This window comes from Nonomuraea sp. NPDC049486 (assembly GCF_040676925.1).
Lineage (GTDB): Bacteria > Actinomycetota > Actinomycetes > Streptosporangiales > Streptosporangiaceae > Nonomuraea > Nonomuraea ferruginea.
Map to the genome: position 1 here is coordinate 321526 of NZ_JBFAPV010000007.1, position 18302 is coordinate 339827.

The 18302-nt window shown below is 72.3% G+C and carries 21 protein-coding genes; 7 read left to right on the top strand and 14 right to left on the bottom strand.

The features are described 5' to 3' along the window. Window positions 1-56: 56 nt before the first annotated feature. The 7 genes from AB0K05_RS22410 to AB0K05_RS22440 all read right to left on the bottom strand — a co-directional run bounded on the left by AB0K05_RS22410 (window position 57) and on the right by AB0K05_RS22440 (window position 5260). Window positions 57-239 carry a hypothetical protein gene (locus AB0K05_RS22410; protein ID WP_148029663.1) on the bottom strand — a complete coding sequence of 61 codons (183 nt, stop codon included), beginning with the start codon at window positions 237-239 and terminating at the stop codon, window positions 57-59. Next, a complete protein-coding gene (locus AB0K05_RS22415) occupies window positions 240-761 on the bottom strand; it encodes a hypothetical protein (RefSeq protein WP_271277639.1) in 522 nt (173 codons plus the stop codon). It abuts the gene before it with no gap. Next, window positions 758-1267, bottom strand: a complete 510-nt coding sequence (locus tag AB0K05_RS22420; RefSeq protein WP_219543823.1) for a hypothetical protein — start codon at window positions 1265-1267, stop codon at window positions 758-760. The genes AB0K05_RS22415 and AB0K05_RS22420 overlap by 4 nt, the downstream gene beginning before the upstream one ends. Continuing rightward, complete coding sequence (locus AB0K05_RS22425) at window positions 1268-2020, bottom strand: hypothetical protein (RefSeq protein WP_271277638.1); 753 nt, start codon at window positions 2018-2020, stop codon at window positions 1268-1270. A 186-nt stretch (window positions 2021-2206) separates the two neighbouring features. Continuing rightward, window positions 2207-2956 carry a ThuA domain-containing protein gene (locus tag AB0K05_RS22430; protein ID WP_364231289.1) on the bottom strand — a complete coding sequence of 250 codons (750 nt, stop codon included), beginning with the start codon at window positions 2954-2956 and terminating at the stop codon, window positions 2207-2209. 41 nt (window positions 2957-2997) lie between these two features. Further along, window positions 2998-4068: a Gfo/Idh/MocA family oxidoreductase gene (locus AB0K05_RS22435; RefSeq protein ID WP_364231292.1), complete on the bottom strand. Its 1071-nt coding sequence runs from the start codon at window positions 4066-4068 to the stop codon at window positions 2998-3000. 145 nt (window positions 4069-4213) lie between these two features. Then, a complete protein-coding gene (locus AB0K05_RS22440) occupies window positions 4214-5260 on the bottom strand; it encodes a LacI family DNA-binding transcriptional regulator (protein ID WP_148029669.1) in 1047 nt (348 codons plus the stop codon). Window positions 5261-5336: 76 nt separating this feature from the next. On the opposite strand from AB0K05_RS22440, the gene AB0K05_RS22445 reads away from it, so the two are divergent. Then, window positions 5337-5513, top strand: a complete 177-nt coding sequence (locus AB0K05_RS22445; RefSeq protein WP_187280980.1) for a hypothetical protein — start codon at window positions 5337-5339, stop codon at window positions 5511-5513. A gap of 3 nt (window positions 5514-5516) precedes the next feature. Here AB0K05_RS22445 and AB0K05_RS22450 read toward each other — a convergent pair whose 3' ends face one another. Continuing rightward, entirely contained in the window at window positions 5517-6353 is an 837-nt protein-coding gene (locus tag AB0K05_RS22450) for a serine hydrolase (protein WP_364231297.1), read from the bottom strand. Between the two features lie 54 nt (window positions 6354-6407). Further along, on the bottom strand, window positions 6408-6932 hold the full coding sequence (locus tag AB0K05_RS22455) for a VTT domain-containing protein (protein ID WP_364231299.1): 525 nt from the start codon (window positions 6930-6932) through the stop codon (window positions 6408-6410). Window positions 6933-7065: 133 nt separating this feature from the next. On the opposite strand from AB0K05_RS22455, the gene AB0K05_RS22460 reads away from it, so the two are divergent. After that, window positions 7066-7578 (top strand): hypothetical protein, encoded by a 513-nt coding sequence (locus tag AB0K05_RS22460; RefSeq protein WP_148029671.1) that lies wholly within the window; start codon window positions 7066-7068, stop codon window positions 7576-7578. Here AB0K05_RS22460 and AB0K05_RS22465 read toward each other — a convergent pair. From AB0K05_RS22465 to AB0K05_RS22475, 3 genes are all read right to left on the bottom strand, one after another. Continuing rightward, a complete protein-coding gene (locus AB0K05_RS22465; RefSeq protein WP_364231301.1) occupies window positions 7547-10912 on the bottom strand; it encodes a BTAD domain-containing putative transcriptional regulator in 3366 nt (1121 codons plus the stop codon). The two genes, AB0K05_RS22460 and AB0K05_RS22465, sit on opposite strands and share 32 nt — an antisense overlap. 78 nt (window positions 10913-10990) lie before the next feature. After that, a complete protein-coding gene (locus AB0K05_RS22470) occupies window positions 10991-12052 on the bottom strand; it encodes a lysylphosphatidylglycerol synthase domain-containing protein (protein ID WP_364231304.1) in 1062 nt (353 codons plus the stop codon). 49 nt (window positions 12053-12101) lie between these two features. Beyond that, window positions 12102-12920 (bottom strand): PIG-L family deacetylase, encoded by an 819-nt coding sequence (locus AB0K05_RS22475; RefSeq protein WP_219543831.1) that lies wholly within the window; start codon window positions 12918-12920, stop codon window positions 12102-12104. Between the two features lie 24 nt (window positions 12921-12944). On the opposite strand from AB0K05_RS22475, the gene AB0K05_RS22480 reads away from it, so the two are divergent. Genes AB0K05_RS22480 through AB0K05_RS22490 form a run of 3 tightly spaced genes read left to right on the top strand, consistent with a single transcriptional unit; the run spans window position 12945 to window position 14770 of the window. Next, on the top strand, window positions 12945-14051 hold the full coding sequence (locus AB0K05_RS22480; RefSeq protein ID WP_271277634.1) for a glycosyltransferase family 4 protein: 1107 nt from the start codon (window positions 12945-12947) through the stop codon (window positions 14049-14051). A gap of 18 nt (window positions 14052-14069) precedes the next feature. Then, the gene (locus tag AB0K05_RS22485) at window positions 14070-14312 is read left to right on the top strand and encodes a hypothetical protein (protein ID WP_148029675.1); all 243 of its coding nucleotides are present in this window, start codon (window positions 14070-14072) and stop codon (window positions 14310-14312) included. Next, complete coding sequence (locus tag AB0K05_RS22490) at window positions 14309-14770, top strand: SRPBCC family protein (protein ID WP_148029676.1); 462 nt, start codon at window positions 14309-14311, stop codon at window positions 14768-14770. Before AB0K05_RS22485 ends, AB0K05_RS22490 begins: the two co-directional genes overlap by 4 nt. A 45-nt stretch (window positions 14771-14815) precedes the next feature. Here the strand turns inward: AB0K05_RS22490 and AB0K05_RS22495 are convergent, their stop codons facing one another. Further along, window positions 14816-15199 carry a hypothetical protein gene (locus AB0K05_RS22495; RefSeq protein ID WP_148029677.1) on the bottom strand — a complete coding sequence of 128 codons (384 nt, stop codon included), beginning with the start codon at window positions 15197-15199 and terminating at the stop codon, window positions 14816-14818. Window positions 15200-15452: 253 nt separating this feature from the next. Here AB0K05_RS22495 and AB0K05_RS22500 point away from each other — a divergent pair, with 253 nt between their 5' ends. Then, on the top strand, window positions 15453-16565 hold the full coding sequence (locus AB0K05_RS22500; protein ID WP_271277633.1) for an aromatic ring-hydroxylating dioxygenase subunit alpha: 1113 nt from the start codon (window positions 15453-15455) through the stop codon (window positions 16563-16565). Here the strand turns inward: AB0K05_RS22500 and AB0K05_RS22505 are convergent. Then, complete coding sequence (locus AB0K05_RS22505; RefSeq protein WP_246639423.1) at window positions 16532-17092, bottom strand: DUF1707 domain-containing protein; 561 nt, start codon at window positions 17090-17092, stop codon at window positions 16532-16534. The two genes, AB0K05_RS22500 and AB0K05_RS22505, sit on opposite strands and share 34 nt — an antisense overlap. 182 nt (window positions 17093-17274) lie before the next feature. On the opposite strand from AB0K05_RS22505, the gene AB0K05_RS22510 reads away from it, so the two are divergent. Further along, the gene (locus tag AB0K05_RS22510) at window positions 17275-18204 is read left to right on the top strand and encodes an anti-sigma factor RsbA family regulatory protein (protein WP_364231310.1); all 930 of its coding nucleotides are present in this window, start codon (window positions 17275-17277) and stop codon (window positions 18202-18204) included. Window positions 18205-18302 lie beyond the last annotated feature (98 nt).

Here is an 18302-nt window from a genome sequence, read left to right on the forward strand (position 1 = left end):
GAGACGTCAGAGCCCCGCCGGACCGACGAGGACAGCACCCAGGCGCTGTTGAGGCTTCAAACGGAGCCCGACAGCGAGAACCCGGCGACCAGGGCGGCGACCAGCCAGACGAAGCCGGTCGTGCCCGCACCGAGCGCCCCTGCCGAGGTCAGGGCCGCGAGCACGGCCGCCTCCCCCGCCGCGATGAGCCCGAAGCCGGGCCAGAGCAGGCGGAGGGAGGCCGACGTGTTGTCACTCACTCAGATCGTGGTCCTGCAGATCGAGAACTGGCCGGAGCCGCTGGCGCCGCAGGCCACCACGTAGCGGTAGCCGTCGGAGCACTTGCGCCGCTTGCTGGTCGTGCTGCCGCCGGTCCAGCGCCAGGCGTTGCGGCCGGCGCACGAGTCGGCGTACGAGGTGTAGTTGATGCTGACGCAGGTGCCCGAGTAGCCGTCGTCGCGGTGCCAGGAGCCCGTGCAGTTGTCGGAGCCGTAGTAGGCCGAGGACGGCACGCACACCGACGACGCGTTGATGAATCCCTTGCAGGTGTCCCAGACGGTCTTGTAGACGGCGGCGGCGGCGCTGCGCGGGCGGGAGCCGGGCAGCAGGTCGAGGGCGCCGAGCCCGGCCGCCGTCGCCACGCCGAGGGCGAGGCCGAACACGCCCCGGCGACTCGGACGCGGTTTGGTCGCGGCGACCCTGGACGGGACCGCGTCCACGGGCTCCCGATTCGCGCTCGGAATCTGGTCGAGGATCGAACTTCTCTCGTCCGAGATGGTCACGGCTGTGCTTCCCTTCGTTTCTCCAACGCTCGTTCCACGACGTCCACCAGCGCCTCGCCGGACCCGACCGGGGTCGAGAACACGACCAGCCCGTCAGGGCCGACGACGAGGAGGGCGGGTGCGTACGGGACGGTGATCGACCGCCACATCTCGGGGTCCTTGATCACCCGTACCGTCTCGGGGAGGCTCTTGCCGAAGCCCGGGTCGTCGGACACCACCGCGAAGGAGTGGTCCTCAGGGAGTTCGGGAGCCAGTTTGGCCACGGCGACGAGGACGTCGTCGCAGATGGAGCACTGTCTGTTGATCTTCACGACCAGCGTCGTGCCGTCCGGCCTGGTGATGGCCGAGCGTGCCTGCTCGTGCTGCCCGGAGGTGAAGCGGACGCCGACGCCCTCGTAGGTGGCCAGCTCCAGCTCGCGGACCCGGCGGTAGAGACCCGCCCCGGCCGCGAAGAGCAGCCCGACCAGGACGGCGAGGACGATGATCGCGGCGGTGGTGGGCTCCACCTACGCGGTCCACTCGAGGCGCTTGATCTTCGTGAGGAAGGTGGCGGCGGCGTCCTCGGCCGCCACGCCCAGGGAACGCACGGAGACGCCGGGCCGGTCCTGCCGCGGGGCGTCCCACGGGGACAGGGTGACCACGGCGGTGTCGGTGACCATGATCAGAGGCTGCGCGTGGGTGTTGGACTCGTCGTCGTCCCGCCAGATCTCGCCCGCGCTCGTCTCGTAGCCGCGCCAGGCCGGGATCCGCTTGGAGCTGGTCTGCTTGGGCTCGACGAGCAGCGACCCGACCCCGGCGATGGTCTGCGTGTACATGGCCATGGACAGCTGGAAGCGCTGCCCGGCGTCGGCGGTCATGCCTTCGGGGGTGTCGGTCCACGCGACCCGGGCGAAGGTGTCGATGATGTCCTTCGTCTCCCATTCCGGGGCGTAGAACATGCCGTGCACCATGTGCCAGGGGCCGAGCCAGGCGGCCCAGCGGGCGTCCTGGGGATCCTTGCAGTCGTGGACGACGAGCTCGCCGCCCGCCACGGACAGGCGCTCACGCTCCTTGCCGCCGACCGCCTGCACGGCCGAGCCGAGCGAGGTCAGGGGCGCGAGTTCGAGGGCCCAGACATCGGCCGTCGTGTCGCGGCTCCCGTATTTCGGGTTGTAACGCACATGGCCGCACCAGACGTGCAGCAGTTCTTTGTCGTTGTCCTCGACTTCTAGTTGAATAATGGAATTGTCGATGGCGCGGACGCGGGATAAATAAGTCATGCCGACCCCTTGACGAGTGCCGATACTGCGCGCGACCAGAGCTTTTCATGATCGGATTCAGCCCGTCAAGAGGCTGATCAACTCACCGGTAAAGTCGCTGATCATGGGCTTTACCGTTTTTTTCTGGAACGGTCTAGCGGCGTTTTTCTCTTTCCTGACCGGCGGTCGATAGTCCGGTAAGAGCGCCTACCACCGGACCGGCGTGTGCGCGTTGTCCAGCGGCTCGCCGACGCCCGCCGGCGGGGCCGCCCACAGCACGGCGTTGGCCAGCACGCGGCGCACGTCGGGATGGTGGTAGACGGGGTAGTTCTGGTCGCCGGGGCTGAAGTAGAAGATCCGGCCCAGCCCCCGCCGGTAGCAGCAGCCGCTGCGGAACGCCTCGCCGCCGCCGAACGAGCTGATGAACACCAGCTCGTCAGGCTCGGGCACGCCGAACGGCTCGCCGTACGTCTCGTGCTCGCCGATGACGATCGGGCGCGGCACCCCCTCGGCGATCGGATGGCCGGGGGCCACGGTCCACACCAGCTCGCGCTCTCCGGCGTCGCGCCAGTTGAGGGTGCACGTGGTGCCCATCAGGGAGCGGAAGAGCTTCGAGTAGTGGCCGGAGTGGAGCACCAGCAGCCCCATGCCGCCGAGCACCCGCGACCGCACCCGCTCGACCACCTCGTCGGCGACGTCCTCGTGGGCCATGTGCCCCCACCAGGTCAGCACGTCGGTCTCGGCGAGCTCCTTGTCCGACAGCCCGTGCTCGGGGTCGTCCAGGACGGCGGTGCGGACGCGGACCCGGGAGCCCAGGTGCTCGGTCAGCCCCGCCGCGATCGCCCCGTGCATCCCGTCGGGGTAGCGCCGCCGCACCTCCTCCTCGCGCTGCTCGTGACGGTTCTCGCCCCACACCGTGACCTTGATCGGCCCCTTGATCGGCCCCTTGATCGGCATCGTGTCCCCCTCGTGCGCCGCCTACGGGGAGGGCCTACCCGTCATTCGGCCCAGCTCATCGGCGCGGGCGGTTCGAACGAGCTGACCAGCTCGACAGTCCCGCCCTTCTCGTACGAGGCGCGCGCGGCGCAGAGGATCTCCACCACGTGCGCGGCCTGCTGACCGGTGGCGCGGTGCGGCCGCCCCTCGCGGATCGCGGCGGCGAGGTCGCGCACGGCCCGGCCCCATTCGACGCCCGCGTACGGCTCGCGCAGCGGCTTCACCGGCCGGGGCTCCTCGCGGAAGGCGGCGATCTCCAGCGGCGCGTCGAAGTCGTGCCAGCCGCGCAGCAGCAGCGATCCGCCGTCGCCGTGGAACTCCATGCCCTTCTGGTGGGTGTTGCGCTGGTCGACGTAGAAGTCGCAGGTCAGCCGGAGCAGCACGCCGCCCTCGAACTCGATGTTGGCCACCACGTAGTCGGGCGTGGTGAGGGTGAACGGGAGGCCGTCGAGGCGGGTCCGCTGAGGGTGCAGGGTGGAGGCGAACGCGGTCACCCGGCGGGCCGGGCCGAGCGCGGCCGTGGCGATCGTGAGCGGGTAGACGCCCACGTCGAACAGCGCCCCCACCTCGTAGAAGCCGACCGGCTCCGGGTGCCACACCTCGATCCGGCCCCAGTTCACCTCCGCGTAGACCAGCCGGACGCGGCCGATCGCCTCCTCGCGCAGCAGCTTGAGCGCCGTCTGCTGGGACTCGCCGAGGAACGTGGCGGGCGCGCCGCCGAGCCGCAGCCCGCGCTCGCCGGCCAGCGTCACCAGCTCGGCCGCCTCCTCGTAGCGCAGCGCGAGCGGCTTCTCGCTGTGCACGTGCCGGCCCGCCTCCAGGGCGCGGCGGATGACCTCGTAGTGGGCCTTGTGCGCGGTCAGGTTGACCACGATGTCGACGCCGGGGTCGGCCAGCAGCTCGTCCATCGTCGCGTACGCGCGGACGCCGTGCGCGGCGGCGAGAGTCCCGGCCCGCGCGGGGTCGACGTCCTGCACGCCGCGGAGCTCGATCTCGGGGTAGGAGGCCAGGTCGGCGGCGTATCTCTGGGCGATGTTGCCGCATCCGACGATCGCCACGCCCGTGGTCCCCATCACACGTCTCCCTCGCAGGCTCGCGGATCTGGCACTTCGATCACCGAAACTACGCGTACCTCACAACGAAGGTCAATCACGTGCAATGAGCTGAAAACCTGCCGTTTACGCCACTTGACTGGTGGGAGGCGTCTCGCCCGAGGGACTACGGACGCGGCGGCGCGGTCGAGGCGCGGACGATCAGCTCGTGCGGGAACAGCAGCCGCTCGGGCTCGTCAGGCGGCTCCAGCAGCAGCCGCCCGGCCGCCGCCCCGATCTCCTGCTTCGCCTGCCGGATCGTGGTCAGCCCGGCCTCCTCGGCGGCGCTGTCGGAGAACCCCACCACCGACAGGTCGCGGGGGACGTCGAGCCCCAGGTCGGCGGCGGCGTCGAGGATGCCGAGCGCCAGCACGTCGGTGTTGGTCAGGATGGCCGTCGGCCGCGGCGTGCGCCCGAGCAGCGCGTGGCCGGCCTCCCTGCCGGCCGCCCGCGAGTTCCTGCTCAGCTCGTAGAACGGCACGGACGCCCAGTCGACGCCGGCTGACACGCAGGCCGCCTCGTAGCCGGAGCGCCGCCCCCGCATCGCCTCGAACACGGCGCCGCGCTGGCGCCCGGGGTCGGCCCAGCCCGTCCGCCCGTCGTCGTGCAGGCCGACCATGGCCACGCCGACGCGCCGGTGGCCCAGCTCGACGAGGTGACGCGCGGCCTGCGCCCCAGCGGCCGGCTCGTCGATGCCCAGGAACGGGTGACCGGGCACGTACGGCTCGTCGACCACCACCGTGGGCAGCCTGCGGGCCAGCACCTCCGCCAGCGCCGGGTGGCCGTCGGGCAGTGACACCACGCAGAACGCGTCGACCACCGCGTCGCGCACCGGCGGCGGGCGTTTCTCGCCGCGCGGGAGCGGCAGGATGAGCAGTCCGACCCCGGCCTCCTCGGCGGCGGTGGCCAGCCCCTGGAAGAACCCGAGCGCGTACGGGTCGGCGAAGGCGTAGGCGAGGGTCTCGCTGAACAGCAGGCCCACCGCGCCGGCCCGGCCCAGGCGCAGCGAGCGCGCGGCCGCGTTGGGGCCGGCGTAGCCCAGCTCGTCGGCGACCTGGAGGATGCGCCGCCGCAGGTCGTCGCTGAGCTGGTCGGGCCGGGAGAAGGCGTAGGACACGGTCGCCCTGGACACGCCCAGCCGATCGGCGATCGTCTGCAGCGTGACCCTGGCCATCTTCCCACCGTAGCGGATCTCTTGCTGACCACCTCTTAATCGATTAAGGTCTTAATGGATTAAGAAGGAGGGTTCCATGGATGCCATGCAGGTCCTCGCGTACCGGACCGCGATGGGACACCGGGAGTCGGCGCATGCGGCGCTGCCGGACGCGCCGGTGCTGCCGCATCGCGACCGGGCCCGGGTCAGGGTCCGCCTGGCGCACAGCCTGCGCCGGACCGCCGACCGCCTCGACCCGGTCGTGCAGTGCTGAGCCTCAGCCGATGACGATCTCCCCGGCGGCGTGCTCCAGCAGCCGCTCGGCGGTCTTGAACCGGCGCTCGTCGCTGTCGCCGAGCAGCACGCCGACCACCCGCGTGCCGCGTTGCTCCGCCGCGAACAGCAGGCAGAACCCGGCCTTACGGGTGTAGCCCGTCTTGACCCCGATCGCGCCGTCGGCCCGGCCGAGCAGCTTGTTCGTGTTGGTCCAGGTGTGCGCCTGGTGCAGCGCCGTCTTGGTCACCTTGTGCGTCGCGCGGCTCACGACCGTCTTGAAGACCGGGATGTCGAGCGCGTACTGCGCCAGCCTCGCCTGGTCGACGGCGGTGGAGTAGCCGCCGTCGCGCGGGGTGGGCATGCCGTCGGCGTTGGTGTAGCGGGTGTCGCCGAGCCCCATCCTGCGGGCGGCGGAGTTCATCTTGGCGACGAAGGCGGGCTTGCCCGGCCCGTAGGTACGGGCCAGCGCGTTGGCCGCGTCGGCGCCGGAGGGCAGCATGAGCGCGTACAGCAGGTCCCGGACCGTGAGCCGCTCGCCCGCGCGCAGGCCCGCCGTCGCCGCGCCGCCCTTGGCCGCGTAGCGGACGTCGGCGGCGGTGACGGTGACGACGTCGGTCAGCTTCGCCTCGCGCAGCACCACGTACGCGGTCATCACCTTGACCAGGCTGGCCACCGGCACCCGGGCGGTCTCGCGCTTGCCGAAGTGGACCGTTCCGTGGGAGTCGACCACGTAAGCGTGCCTGGCGGCCACGGCGGGGGCCGCGACGGCCGGCGGCGCGGCGGAGACCCCCACGGTGAAGGCGAGCATGGTGGAACCGGCGAGAGCAGCGAAGCGCATGCGCACCATGTTGACATCAAGAGGGCGCGGATTCGGTGAAACATGCCGGGACGGTCAGGCCGGGAGTGTTTCCTCCCGCTGCGCCCTTTTCTTGCGCCGCCGGGCGATGTAAACCGCCACCGCCGCCACGACGGCCACCGCCACCAGCGCGGCCGCGATCGGCGACTGGTAGGCGAGCCGCAGCCACGCCCACAGCGCCACCATGCCGCCGAACCACCACAGCGGCGCCCAGGTCATGCACCCGAGCGCGCTGGCCACCACGTACCAGGGATACGAAACCCGCAGCGCCCCCGCCACCCACGGCAGCGTGTGACGCAGCATGGGCACCCAGAAACAGCCGTAGACGGCGAGAGCCCCCCACTTCTCGACCGTCCGCTCGATCCTGGCGATCCGCTCCCGGCCCATCCGCTCGCCGACGCGGGACTCGTACAGCTTCTCGCCCAGCCGGCGGCCGGCCCAGTAGTAGACCTGGAACACCACGAAAAGGGCGATCATCAGGATGACGCCCACCAGCCAGTAGGGCAGGCCCAGCCAGAACGGGTCCGTCGGCGCCGGCATCGCGAGCGGGAGGTGCCTCATGGCGAACTCCACACCCCCAATCGTTAGGTCAGGCTTACCTTATTTCACCTTGCAAACGACTGCCATATCGGGCTGCAAGTCGTGGTCAACCACCTCCCAGTAGACCTGAGGGTGAGCGAAAGAGGTGGTGACCATGGCGACGAGAAGCGGAGCGGTGCTGGCCAGTGGTACGGCGAACGCGGCCAAGTTCGTGGTGGCGGCCCTGGCCTTCACCGCCGCGTACGCGGGCCTGTCGGCCTACGGTATCGCGAGCTCCGCCCAGGCCCCCGCGCCGGCCGCCGTGAGCCTGTCGGCCGAGGAGACGCCGGTCACCACAGCCCTGACCGCGCGGGCGCTCGCCGCCGGCACCGTCACCGTCAGCGCGCTGCCCGCCGGGCCCGGCTGCCTGAAGCCGTACGTGGCCCGCACCCTCCTGGTCAACCCGGACCCGGGCCGGACCGTCTCCTACAGCTGGAAGCTGGCCCGCTGGAGCCCGTCGGCCAAGACCTGGCGGACCTACTTCGTCGACTACTCCGGCTTCGCCGGGGCGCGCGGGACGGCCGAGTGGGAGGCCACGGTCTCCGGCAACCCCGGCTGGTATCGCGTCGAGCTGGCCGTCGAGGGCGCCAAGACCGTCAAGAGCGACCGTTTCCAGGTGAGTTGCTGACCGAGCGCTGCGCCGCCTCCACCCACCGCGGCACGCCCACCCGCCTGGCCACCTCCAGCGCCTTGAGGTAGTGGTCGCGGGCGGCCTCGGGCTGGCCCACCCGGATCGCCAGGTCGCCGAGCGTCAGCGCCACCGGCCACAGCGCCACCACGCCGGTGCCGGCGCCCGCGACCCGGTCGGCGAACGGCTTGAGCTTGTCGTAGCAGTCGACCATCCGCTCCCGGTCGTCGAGGAGCATCCCGGCCAGCGCCCGCCACGTCATGGCCAGCTCGTACAGGAAGTCGGGCCGCACCGGCGGGCGCACCGCGGCGACGGCCTTGGCGTCGGCCAGGTGGCCCGCCGAGGCCAGCGCCAGCGCGTAGGCGTCGAGGGTCCACTTGGCGCCGCGCTGGTGGGCCTCGGCCAGCAGGTCGACCATCTCGGCGGCCCGCCCGTCGACCAGGTGGAGGCAGAACGCGGTGATCAGCGGCAGGTCCTGGCGGCCCTCCAGCATGCCCGCCCTGGCGGTCAGCCGGGCCGCGTCGCGGTAGGCGTGCTCGGCCGCCGGGTAGTCGCCGGCGATCATGCGCCGCAGCCCGACGTACCACGCGTGCACCGCGGCGGGGGCCGGCAGGTCGTACTGGCGGGCCAGCTGGTCGGCGGCGGCGGCGTGCTCGTCGGCCGCCGCGAACTCGCCCCGCGCGGCCGCGCACTCCAGCAGCACCAGGTGGGCCAGCGCCTGGGTGGCGATCTGCCCCGAACGCTGGGCGACCTGCAGCAGCTCACGGCCGATGCTCTCGCGGGTGTCGACCGCGGGGATGTCGTAGGACTGCCGCAGCCGCGCGCTCAGCGCGACCGCGATCAGCGCCGGGTCGCCGCTCTGCCGGGCCACCTCCAGCGCCTCCAGCGACGCCTGGCGGCCCCGCTCGGGCGAGGAGGAGCCCTCCAGCTCCAGCGCCAGCGTGGTGAGCAGGCTGGCGCGCAGCGACTGCTCGCCCTCCGGCAGCTCCGACAGCGCCCGCTCGGTGATGTCGACGATCTCCCAGGCGGTGCGGGTGAAGTCGCGGGCCATGCCCTTGTGCGGCACCGCCAGCGACGCGGCCACCCGGGCCGTCAGCTCCAGGTCGCCGAGGGGCAGCGCGGCGTCCATCGCCTCGCGCCGCAGCACCCGGGCCGCCGTCATGTCGCCGCACAGCGCCAGCGCCTTGATGCGGCGCAGCATGAGCTGCAGGCGCTGCTTGGTGTCGCCGCCGGTGCGGTCGAACGCGGCGGTGGCCTGCTCCCACAGCGTGGCCGCCTCGCGGTGGGCGAAGCGCCGCTCGGCCTGCTCGGCCGCCAGCCCGGCGTAGTGGACCGCCTTGTCGGCGGCGTCGGCCAGGTAGTAGTGGTGGGCCAGCGCCGCCACGTCGGACGGGGCGCGCCGCTCGATCACCGCCGCCACGGCGGCGTGCAGCCGGGTGCGGCGCAGCCGCGAGGCGTCGGAGTAGATCGTGTCGCGCACCAGGTCGTGGTCGAACCGGAGCATGCCGGGACCCGGCTCGGTCACCAGCCCCGCCAGCAGCGCGGCCTCGACCGCCTCGACCACCGCGTCCTCGTCGCCGGCCACGTCGACCAGCACGTCCACGTCCACGTCGCGGCCGATCACCGCGGCCTGCAGCAGGATCTGCTGCGCCCCGGCGGGCAGCCGGGAGATGCGCCGCCGCAGCACGTCGCGCACCCCGGACGGCACCTGCGACAGCACCTCCGCCGCGCTGGCCCGGTCGGCCGCGCCCTCGGCGTCGAGCAGGCGTACGGTCTCGCGCACGAAGAACGGGTTGCCCGCGGTGCGCTCCACGATCGACTCGACCGCGTCGTCCTCGATCTCGCGCACGCAGGTGGCGCGCACGAGCTGCGCCACGGCCTTCGGGTCGAGCCCGGACAGGCTCACCCGCAGCGGCCCGAGCCGGGCCAGGGCGGCGAGCACGTCGGCCTGGTTGTCGTCGAGCTCGCTCTCGCGGCAGGTGACCACGAGCAGCACCCGGCTGGTGGCCAGCAGGCTGGGCAGCGCGCGCAGCAGCGCGAGCGTCTGGTCGTCGGCCCAGTGGAGGTCCTCCAGCGTGAGCAGGACGGGCGAGCGGCTCGCCACGCCCGCGAGGTAGCCGCCGACGGCGCGGTGCAGCCGGAAGCCGCCCGACACCTCGTCGTCGTCGGGGTCGGGGGCGGCGTCGTCGAGCAGCGGCGCGAGTAAGTGGGCGTACTCGCCCGCGCCGGTCACGCGGACCAGCGTGCGCAGGATCTCCACCCAGGCCCAGCCGGGCGGGGTGGCGCTGGAGTCGGGGCAGGCGCCCGACGAGGTCATCCAGCCGTCGGCGGTGAGCCTGCCCTGGAGCTGGCGGAGCAGCGTGGTCTTGCCGGCGCCGGCGACGCCGGTGACGATCGCCACCTGGAAGCGGCCGGTGCGGGCGGCGGCCGTGGTCAGCCTGGACAGCTCGGCGTCGCGGCCGACGAACGGCTCAGGCTCCAGCGGCGGTGGCTCGACGGGCGTGGCCGGGCGGGGCGGCCAGGTGTCGGCCGCCGGGACCGGCCTGGACGGGCGCGGCGGCGGGGTCAGGTCGAGCTCGGGCGACTGGGCCAGGATGTCGGACTCCAGCTTGCGCAGCGCCGGGCCGGGGTCGATGCCCAGCTCGTCGGCGAGGATGCCGCGCGCCCTGCGCAGCGCGGCCAGCGCGTCGCCCTGCCGTCCGCAGCGGTAGAGGCCGAGCGCCAGCAGCCGCCAGCCCTCCTCGCGCAGCGGGTGTTCGGTGGTCAGCGCCTCCAGGTCGGGCACGGTCTCGGAGGGCAGGCCCAGGCGCAGGCCGGTGTCGGCGTGCCGCTCGCGGGCCACCAGCCGCAGCTCGGCGAGCCGGTTGACCTCGGCCTCGGCCCACGTCTGGTCGGCGAAGTCGGAGTAGGGAGTGCCGCGCCACAGGCCGAGCGACTTCTCCAGGCGGCCGCGCGCCGACTGGGGGTCGCCCTCCTCCAGGTGCTCGCCCGCCGCGCGCACGAGCTGCTCGAACCGCAGCGCGTCGACCTGGTCGGGCGCCACCCGCAGCGCGTAGCCGGAGGCCACCGTCACCAGCAGCCGGTTGGGCCCGCCGCGCGGGCGGCCGGGCTCCAGCACGCGGCGCAGCCGCGAGATGTAGACCTGCAGGCCGGACTGGGCGCCCTTGGCCGTGTCGTCGTCCCACAGGTCGTAGAGCAGGGTGTCAACGGGCACGACCTGACCCCTGGCCACGAGGAGCCGGGCGAGGACGGCCCGCTGCCGCAACCCGCCGAGGTCGAGTTCGTCGTCGTGTGCGTACGCCTCGACTGGCCCCAGAACTCGGAACGCCACCATTTCAGCCGCCACGCTATGCGGGCTTCCGAATCACGCACAAGGCCCGGGGTTGATAATCGAGCGTTATGTTTCTGATCGTCACCTGGGGGCCTTCGAGATCGTGGACGGGGGCTCCGCGGCGGCGCCACGCCTGTCGCGCCTACGCAGAAGCGCCCACGCCCCGAGCGCGAGGCCACCGAACGGGATCTCGATAGTGTAAGTCCAGAAGCCGAAAAGCAGTGCGGCGGCCGTCGCGGGAGCGAGCGGCACCCCGAACGCGCTGGTGAGCAGCACCACCACGCCCGCCTCCATGATGCCCGCCCCGCTGGGGGTGATCAGCGCGGTCGTCAGCACCCGCGACAGCGCGAAGACCGCGATCGACTCGGCCGGGCCCGGATAGGCGCCGGCGGCGACGAGGCAGGCCACCATGATCGCCCCCTGCAGGACCAGGAACGCGACCATGCCCGCGGTCAACGGCGGCCACCGGGTCCTGATGACGTCCGCGGTGTCGGCCCGCAGCCGGTGGAACGCCTCCGACGGCCGCACCCGCAGCCGGATCAGCCGTACGAGGGAGTCGAGGCCCCGGCCCAGCACGGCCGCGGCGCGGTCCCAGTAGAGCGCCACGGCCACCACCGTGACGAGGACCAGGATCGACACCGCGCCCGCCCAGCCCGCGTTGGCCACCGTCGGGTTGGGCACCCGGCCCGCGATCAGCAGGGCGATGATGCCGACGGCCGGCAGGACGAACCTGAACAGGGTGTTCCACACGCCGCTGACCAGCGTCATGACCACGATCGAGCGGCTGTGGAAGCCCCACCCCCTGGCCATCGCGAAGGTCAGCGCGACCCCGGCGGCGCCGCCGAACGGCAGCAGGTTGCTCACCGCGCTGCCCGCCGCGTTGAGCGTGAGCGCCTGCAGGCGCCCCAGCCCCGGCAGGGATCCCGTCAGCACGAACGTGTACGCCAGCAGGCTGAGCAGCCACAGCCCGGTCATCAGCGCGATGGTGCCGGCGCCGAGCGAGCCGAAGACGGCCCAGATCTCCCGCCACGAGACGTGCTTGCCGGTCAGGGTGTGCACGATCTGCGGCAGGTAGACCACGAGCACCACTGCCAGGCCCAGCGAGAGGGCGGACAGCGTGATCTGCAGCCACTTGTTCTTCATCGGCTCCCAGTCTGGCGGCTGCGCGGCGTGGCCGGGTCCATCTGGGGGACTATTTCGGCCCCGGGTCGAAGGGATGACGCACCCGGGTGCCCGGCGGCAGGTCGCGCCGGACGTACCACTCGGTGCCGAAGACCAGGCGGTAGAGCGGGCCCGGCACCTTGAGCATCACGGCGAGCGTGCGGTCGCTGTCGCCGCCGGAGGCCTGCGACACGTGCGCGGCCATCGCGGCCCGCTTCTGCCGCGCGTAGCGGCGCACGTTGACCCGGTGGGTGATGGTGTCGCCCGCCGAGTAGGCGCTCTCGAAGGTGCGCACGTCGAACTCCGGCGGGAACCGGTAGACCTTGCCCGCCATCCGCAGCAGCCGCAGCAGCGGGTCGCGGTTGACCGTGGCCTCCAGGACGATCGGCGTGCCGGCGATCTCCGCCGCCCGCCTGCCCACCCGGTGGACCTGCACGTGGTCGGGGTGGCCGTAGCCGCCGGCGGGGTCGTAGATGGTGAGCAGGTCGGCCTCCTCCTCGCGGAGGATCGCGGCGAGCGCGCCGGCGGCCTTCTCGGTGTCGGCGTCGATGAACGCGTTGTCGGGGCGCTCGTCGGCGACGCCGCCCTGCGGACTCAGCCCCGAGTCGCCGTAGCCCAGGCACTCCACGCGGGCGCAGCCGAGCACCGCGGCCGACTGGTAGAGCTCTTTCATCCGGGTCTCGCCGAGCGCCTCGCCGGGATCCATGTCGGCCAGGCCGCGCTCGCCGGCGGTGGCCACCACGAGCACCACGCGGTGCCCCTCGGCCGCCAGCATCGCCATCGTGCCCGCCGTCAGCAGGGCCTCGTCGTCGGGGTGGGCGTGGAAGAAGACTGCGGTACGTGGAGGCACAGGCCCCAGATTAGTCTGGGAGAGGTGCGGATCTTTCACGTGAGCGACTGTTACCTCCCGCGGCTCGGGGGCATCGAGGTGCAGGTCGCCGATCTCGTGCGGATGCAGCGCGAGTCCGGCCACGCCGTCGAGGTGGCCACCGCCACCCGGGGGGAGCCGCTCGACGGGGTGCACCGCGTCGCCGCCAGGATGCCGTTCGACCTGCCGGTCCACCCGCGCGGGGTGAGCCATCTCACCAGACGGCTGGCGCTGTCCAGGCCCGACGTGGTGCACGTGCACATGGGGGCGGTCTCGCCGTTCGCGTGGATGGGGGTGCGCGCCGCGGTGCGCCGCGGGCTGCCGTGCGTGGTGACCGTCCACAGCATGTGGGACCCCGTCACGCGGGCGCTCTACCGCCTCCTGGGGCTCCTGTACGGGTGGCAGCGGTGGGGACTGGTGGCCACCACGGTCAGCAACGCGGCGGCGGTGCCGATCCGCCGGGTGGCCGGGCCTGGGGTGCCGGTGCGGGTGGTGTCCAACGGCCTCGACCTGTCCGGCTGGCGGCTCTTCCCCGGAGGCGGCGGGCCCGAGCCGCGTGACGAGGTTCACGTGGTGGCGGTCGGCCGGCTGGCCCCGCGCAAGCAGCCGGTGGGCCTGCTGCGGATCCTGGAGAAGGCGAGGGCGCGGGTGCCCGCGGCGATCCCGCTGCGCGCCACGGTGGTCGGCGACGGCCCGGCCAGGCCGGCCATGGAGCGCTATCTGGCCAGGCACGGCATGAGCGGGTGGGTGTCGCTGCCCGGCCGCTACAGCAGGGAGCGCATCGCGAAGGTGCTGGAGTCGGCCGACGTGTTCGTGGCGCCGGCGCCGCGCGAGTCGTTCGGCATCGCCGCGCTGGAGGCCAGGACCGCCGGGCTGCCGGTGGTCGCGCGGACGCAGAGCGGGGTGGCCGACTTCGTCGAGCACGGCACGGAGGGCCTGCTCGGCCGCGATCCCGGCGCGGTGGCCGAGGCCGTGGCGCGGCTCTGCGAGGACCGCGGGCTGCGGGAGCGGATCACCCGCCACAACCGGGCCAACCCGCCCGCGGCGGGCTCCTGGCCCACGGTGCTCGCCGGATTCGACCGGGCGTACGCGGAAGCGGCCGGCCGCGCCTGAGGGTGTTATCTTGTTACCGTGGTACCAACCGAGCGGACGCAGACCGGCCTGAGAGTGGAGAAGAACCTGTTGAAGGTCCTCAAGGGGCTGGCCGAATATCTCGACATGTCACTCGGCGACCTGGTCGAGGGCATCACGCTGCACGCCTTCGAAGGCCGCGCGCCGTTCTCCGACGAGACCCTCGGCAAGATCGCCCAGCTCAAGTCCGTCTACGGTCTGACGCTCACCGCCGACGACGCCCACAAGCTGGTCGACCGGTGAGCGACGGGCACTGCACGCTGACCGGGCACGTGCCGGTCCCGCTGCCGCCGCCGGAGGCGCTGCGCCTGTTCACCCCGCGGGGCGAGGAGGAGTGGATCAAGGGCTGGCGGCCCCGCTTCCCCGTCCCCGCCCCCGACGACTCGCGGCCCGGCACCGTCTTCGAGACCGACTCCCACGGCGAGCGCACGATCTGGGTGGTGGCCGACCGGCAGGAGGGCCACCGCATCAGCTACGCGAGGGTGACCCCCGGCTCGCGGGCCGGCACGGTGACGGTCACCGCCGTCGACGACGGTCACGGCGGCACGACGGTCGAGGTCACGTACGAGCTGACGGCGCTGTCCCCGCAGGGGGCCCGCGAGCTGCGCGGGTTCGCCGACGGCTACGCGGACTTCCTCGGGTCCTGGGAGCGGGCGATAGCCGCCCGGCTCGCCTCCCCCAACGCGGCCACCCCTACGTGACGCGACCGGGGGCGGTCGGCGACTGCCCCCGGAACCGTTCTCTGATTAGCTGCAGGCCTGCTGGATCTTGGTGATGAAGCCCTGCAGCTTGCTGACCGACTCCATCGAGCCCGCCGGGTCGGAGCCGTCGATCTTGATGCCTTCCAGGCCGGTGGCGAGGTCGTTGAGCGCGGCGCCGACCTCCCCGTCGTAGTTGCCGGCCAGCGTCTTCACCTTGGCGCCGGCCTCCTTGCCCGCGGTCTCCAGCGCCTTCGGGTCCGTCGCGGCCGACGCGGCCGTGGTGTTGAACTCGTTCATGATCGTGGTGACTTCCGCGGCGGCGGTGTTGCAGTCGACCGCCTGGCTCAGGGCGCCGCAGCCGGTGATCGTCATACCTGCGAACGCGAACGTCGCGACCGCGAGGGCCAGGCGACGGCGAGGGGGTGTCATGGTTGTGCCTTTCGTAGGTTCAGGGACGAACGGACAGTAGAAGCGCGTTCTTGACGGTCGCTTGCACCGCGCTAACGACCGCGCTAACGACCGCGCTAACGACCACGGTGACTGCAGGTGGCCAGCCGGGGTGGAACGCCCTGACCAGCCCCGGCGCGCGCCGCCCCGGATGCCTCTTGACACGCCCCGAGGCCGACCCGAATATGTCGCATATAGAGCAACTCGGTGCGTATTACGCAACAAGGAGTGTCCCTTGACCAGCACATCGAGTCTGATCTCCACGCTGCCCGGACGCTCCTACACCGACCCGGCGCTGTTCGTGGCGGAACAGGCCAGGATCTTCGAGGTCCTGTGGTTCTGCGCGCTCCGGTCGGACGAACTCGCCAGACCCGGGGCGTTCAAGACCGTCCAGGTCGGCAGGGAGAGCGTGATCGTGGTCCGGGGCCGGGACGGGGAGCTGCGCGCGTTCCTGAACGTCTGCAGGCACCGCGGCGCCCGGCTCTGCGTGGAGGAGACGGGTGAGGTCAAGCGCACGCTCAAGTGCCCCTACCACGCCTGGGCCTACGACCTCGACGGCCGCCTGGCCGCCGCGCCCAACCTGGTCAAGATGCCCGACGTGGACCGCGTCGAGTACGGCCTGGTCCCGGTGGCCCTGCGCGAGTGGCTCGGCTACGCCTGGGTCTGCCTCGCCGACCAGCCGCCCTCGTTCGAGGACACGGTCATGCACGCGGCCACGGAACGGCTCGGCGACCCGGCCGCCATCGAGCACTACCAGACCGACAAGCTCGCCCTCGGCCGCCGCATCCGCTACGACGTGCGGGCCAACTGGAAGCTGATCGTCGAGAACTTCATGGAGTGCTACCACTGCGCGACCATCCACCCCGAGCTCACGGCCGTGCTGCCGGAGTTCGCCGGCGGATACGCCGCCCAGTACTACGTGGGCCACGGCGCCGAGTTCGCCGAGCGCGTGCAGGGCTTCACCGTCGACGGCAGCCCCGGCTTCGGCAAGCTGCCCGACGTCTCCGCCGAGCAGGACCGGCGCTACTACGCGATCACCGTCAAGCCGCAGGTGTTCGTCAACCTCGTGCCCGACCACGTCATCGTGCACCGGATGTTCCCGATGGCCGTCGACCGCACGGTCGTGGAGTGCGACTGGCTCTACCACCCCGACGTGGTCGCCTCGGGAGCCGACCTGTCGCTGTCGGTCGAGCTGTTCCACCGGGTCAACGAGCAGGACTTCGACGCCTGCGAGCGGACCCAGCCCGGGATGTACTCGCGGGCCTACCGGTCAGGCGGCGTGCTGGTGCCGAGCGAGCACCACATCTCCGCCTTTCACGACTGGGTGAACCAGCGCTTGCGCGGATAGCGTACGGTCAGGCCGCCGTACTTGCTCTGCCCGACGATCACCAGGTGAAGGGCGCCGGGCTGCTGGCGGCCCGGCACGTCCGCGACGCTCGTGCTGCCCCAGTCGCTGCGGAACCCGTCGATGTCCGCCGACGCGCCCGGCGGCAGCACGATCTTGGCCGCTCCGTACTTCAGGTCGAACGCGACCTCGACCACCCGGTGCGGAACCACGGCCTCGGTGAAGTCGAGGTGGACGGCGCCGTGCTTGGAGGCGATCCGCAGCCGTCGCGGGACCGCCCAGTCGCCGGTGCGCCGGATGCTGTCGTGCGTGCTCTCCAGGGTCACCTCGTCGCGCGCCGGCCCGGCCGCAGCCGCGGGCAGGTCGTCGACCAGGGCGACCAGATCTCCGTAGACCTTGGCGCTCAACGCCCTCTCCAGGCGTTCCTCCAGCTCGAACTGGTCGAGCCGACCCTCGGTGAACGCCTGCTGCAGCTGCTGGGTGATGCGCTCCCGGTCCGCGTCCGAGGCGCGCATCCGCAATTCCGACATACTCCGAGCATAGGGATCGGAAACCTAGAACGGGAGTTGACGGCCGGATGGGGTGCGCAGATCCAGGGAGAACGCTGGACGCGGCAGGCGGGGTCGCCGGACGACCCGGTATCTCTTCACACTGAGGGGGTACCCCCAACGAGGTGCCTTGAAGTCGTCAATTCCGGGTAGCTTGAATCACGATGCTGGCCGAGTCCTTCTCCTTCTCACATCCGGCCCTCTTCTACAGAGGCGACCGGGAATACACGGCTGCCGTCACGGCCTTCGTGCGCGAGGGCCTGGCGGCCGGTGAGCCCGTCGCCGTGGCGGTGCCCGGTCCCAAGCTGGAGCTGCTGGAGCGGGAGCTGGGCGCCGACGCCGCCCGCGTCCTCATGCTCGACATGAACCGGGAGGGCCGCAACCCCGGCCGCATCATCCCCGGCGTGCTGCTCGACTTCGCCGACCGCCACCGCGACGCCCACGTCCGCATCGTCGGCGAGCCGATCTGGCCCGACCGCACCGACACCGAATACCCCGCGTGCGCCCAGCACGAGGCGCTGATCAACTTCGCGTTCGAGGGCCGCGACGTCACGATCCTGTGCCCGTACGACGCCGAGGGGCTCACCGCCGAGGTGCTCCGCGAGGCGGAGCTCACCCACCCGGTGCTGCTCGACGCCGCCGGCGAGCGGCCGAGCGGCAGCTACGCCCCCCGGCTCGTCGTCGACGGCCACAACCGGCCGCTCGCCGACCCCGACGACTTCGTCTCGCTCCGCTTCGACCACGACAACCTGGCCGCCGCCCGCGGCCTCGCCGCCACCGCGGCGGCCGAGATGGGGTTCGGCGGCCACCGGCTCGACGACGTCCGCCTGGTGGTCGCCGAGCTGGGCGCCAACAGCCTCGACCACGGCGGCGGCGCCGGCCTCATCCGGGTGTGGCGCGAGGGCGGCCGCCTGGTCTGCGAGGTCAGCGACGCCGGCCACATCGCCGACCCGCTGGCCGGGCGCAGGCCGGTCGACCCGCAGGTGGCGGGCTCGCGCGGGCTGCTCATCGTCAACCTGCTCAGCGATCTGGTCCGGGTCCACACCCGCGCGGGAGCGACCGTCGTCCGCGTCTACTTCGACGCGCCGCGCTGACGCCCGCCCCACCCTCCCTGATCGGGCCAGCCCTACCCAGGGTCGAGTCCGCGCAGGTCAGGGGAGGGTCTTAGGGGATGATCCGACCTAAGTACTAA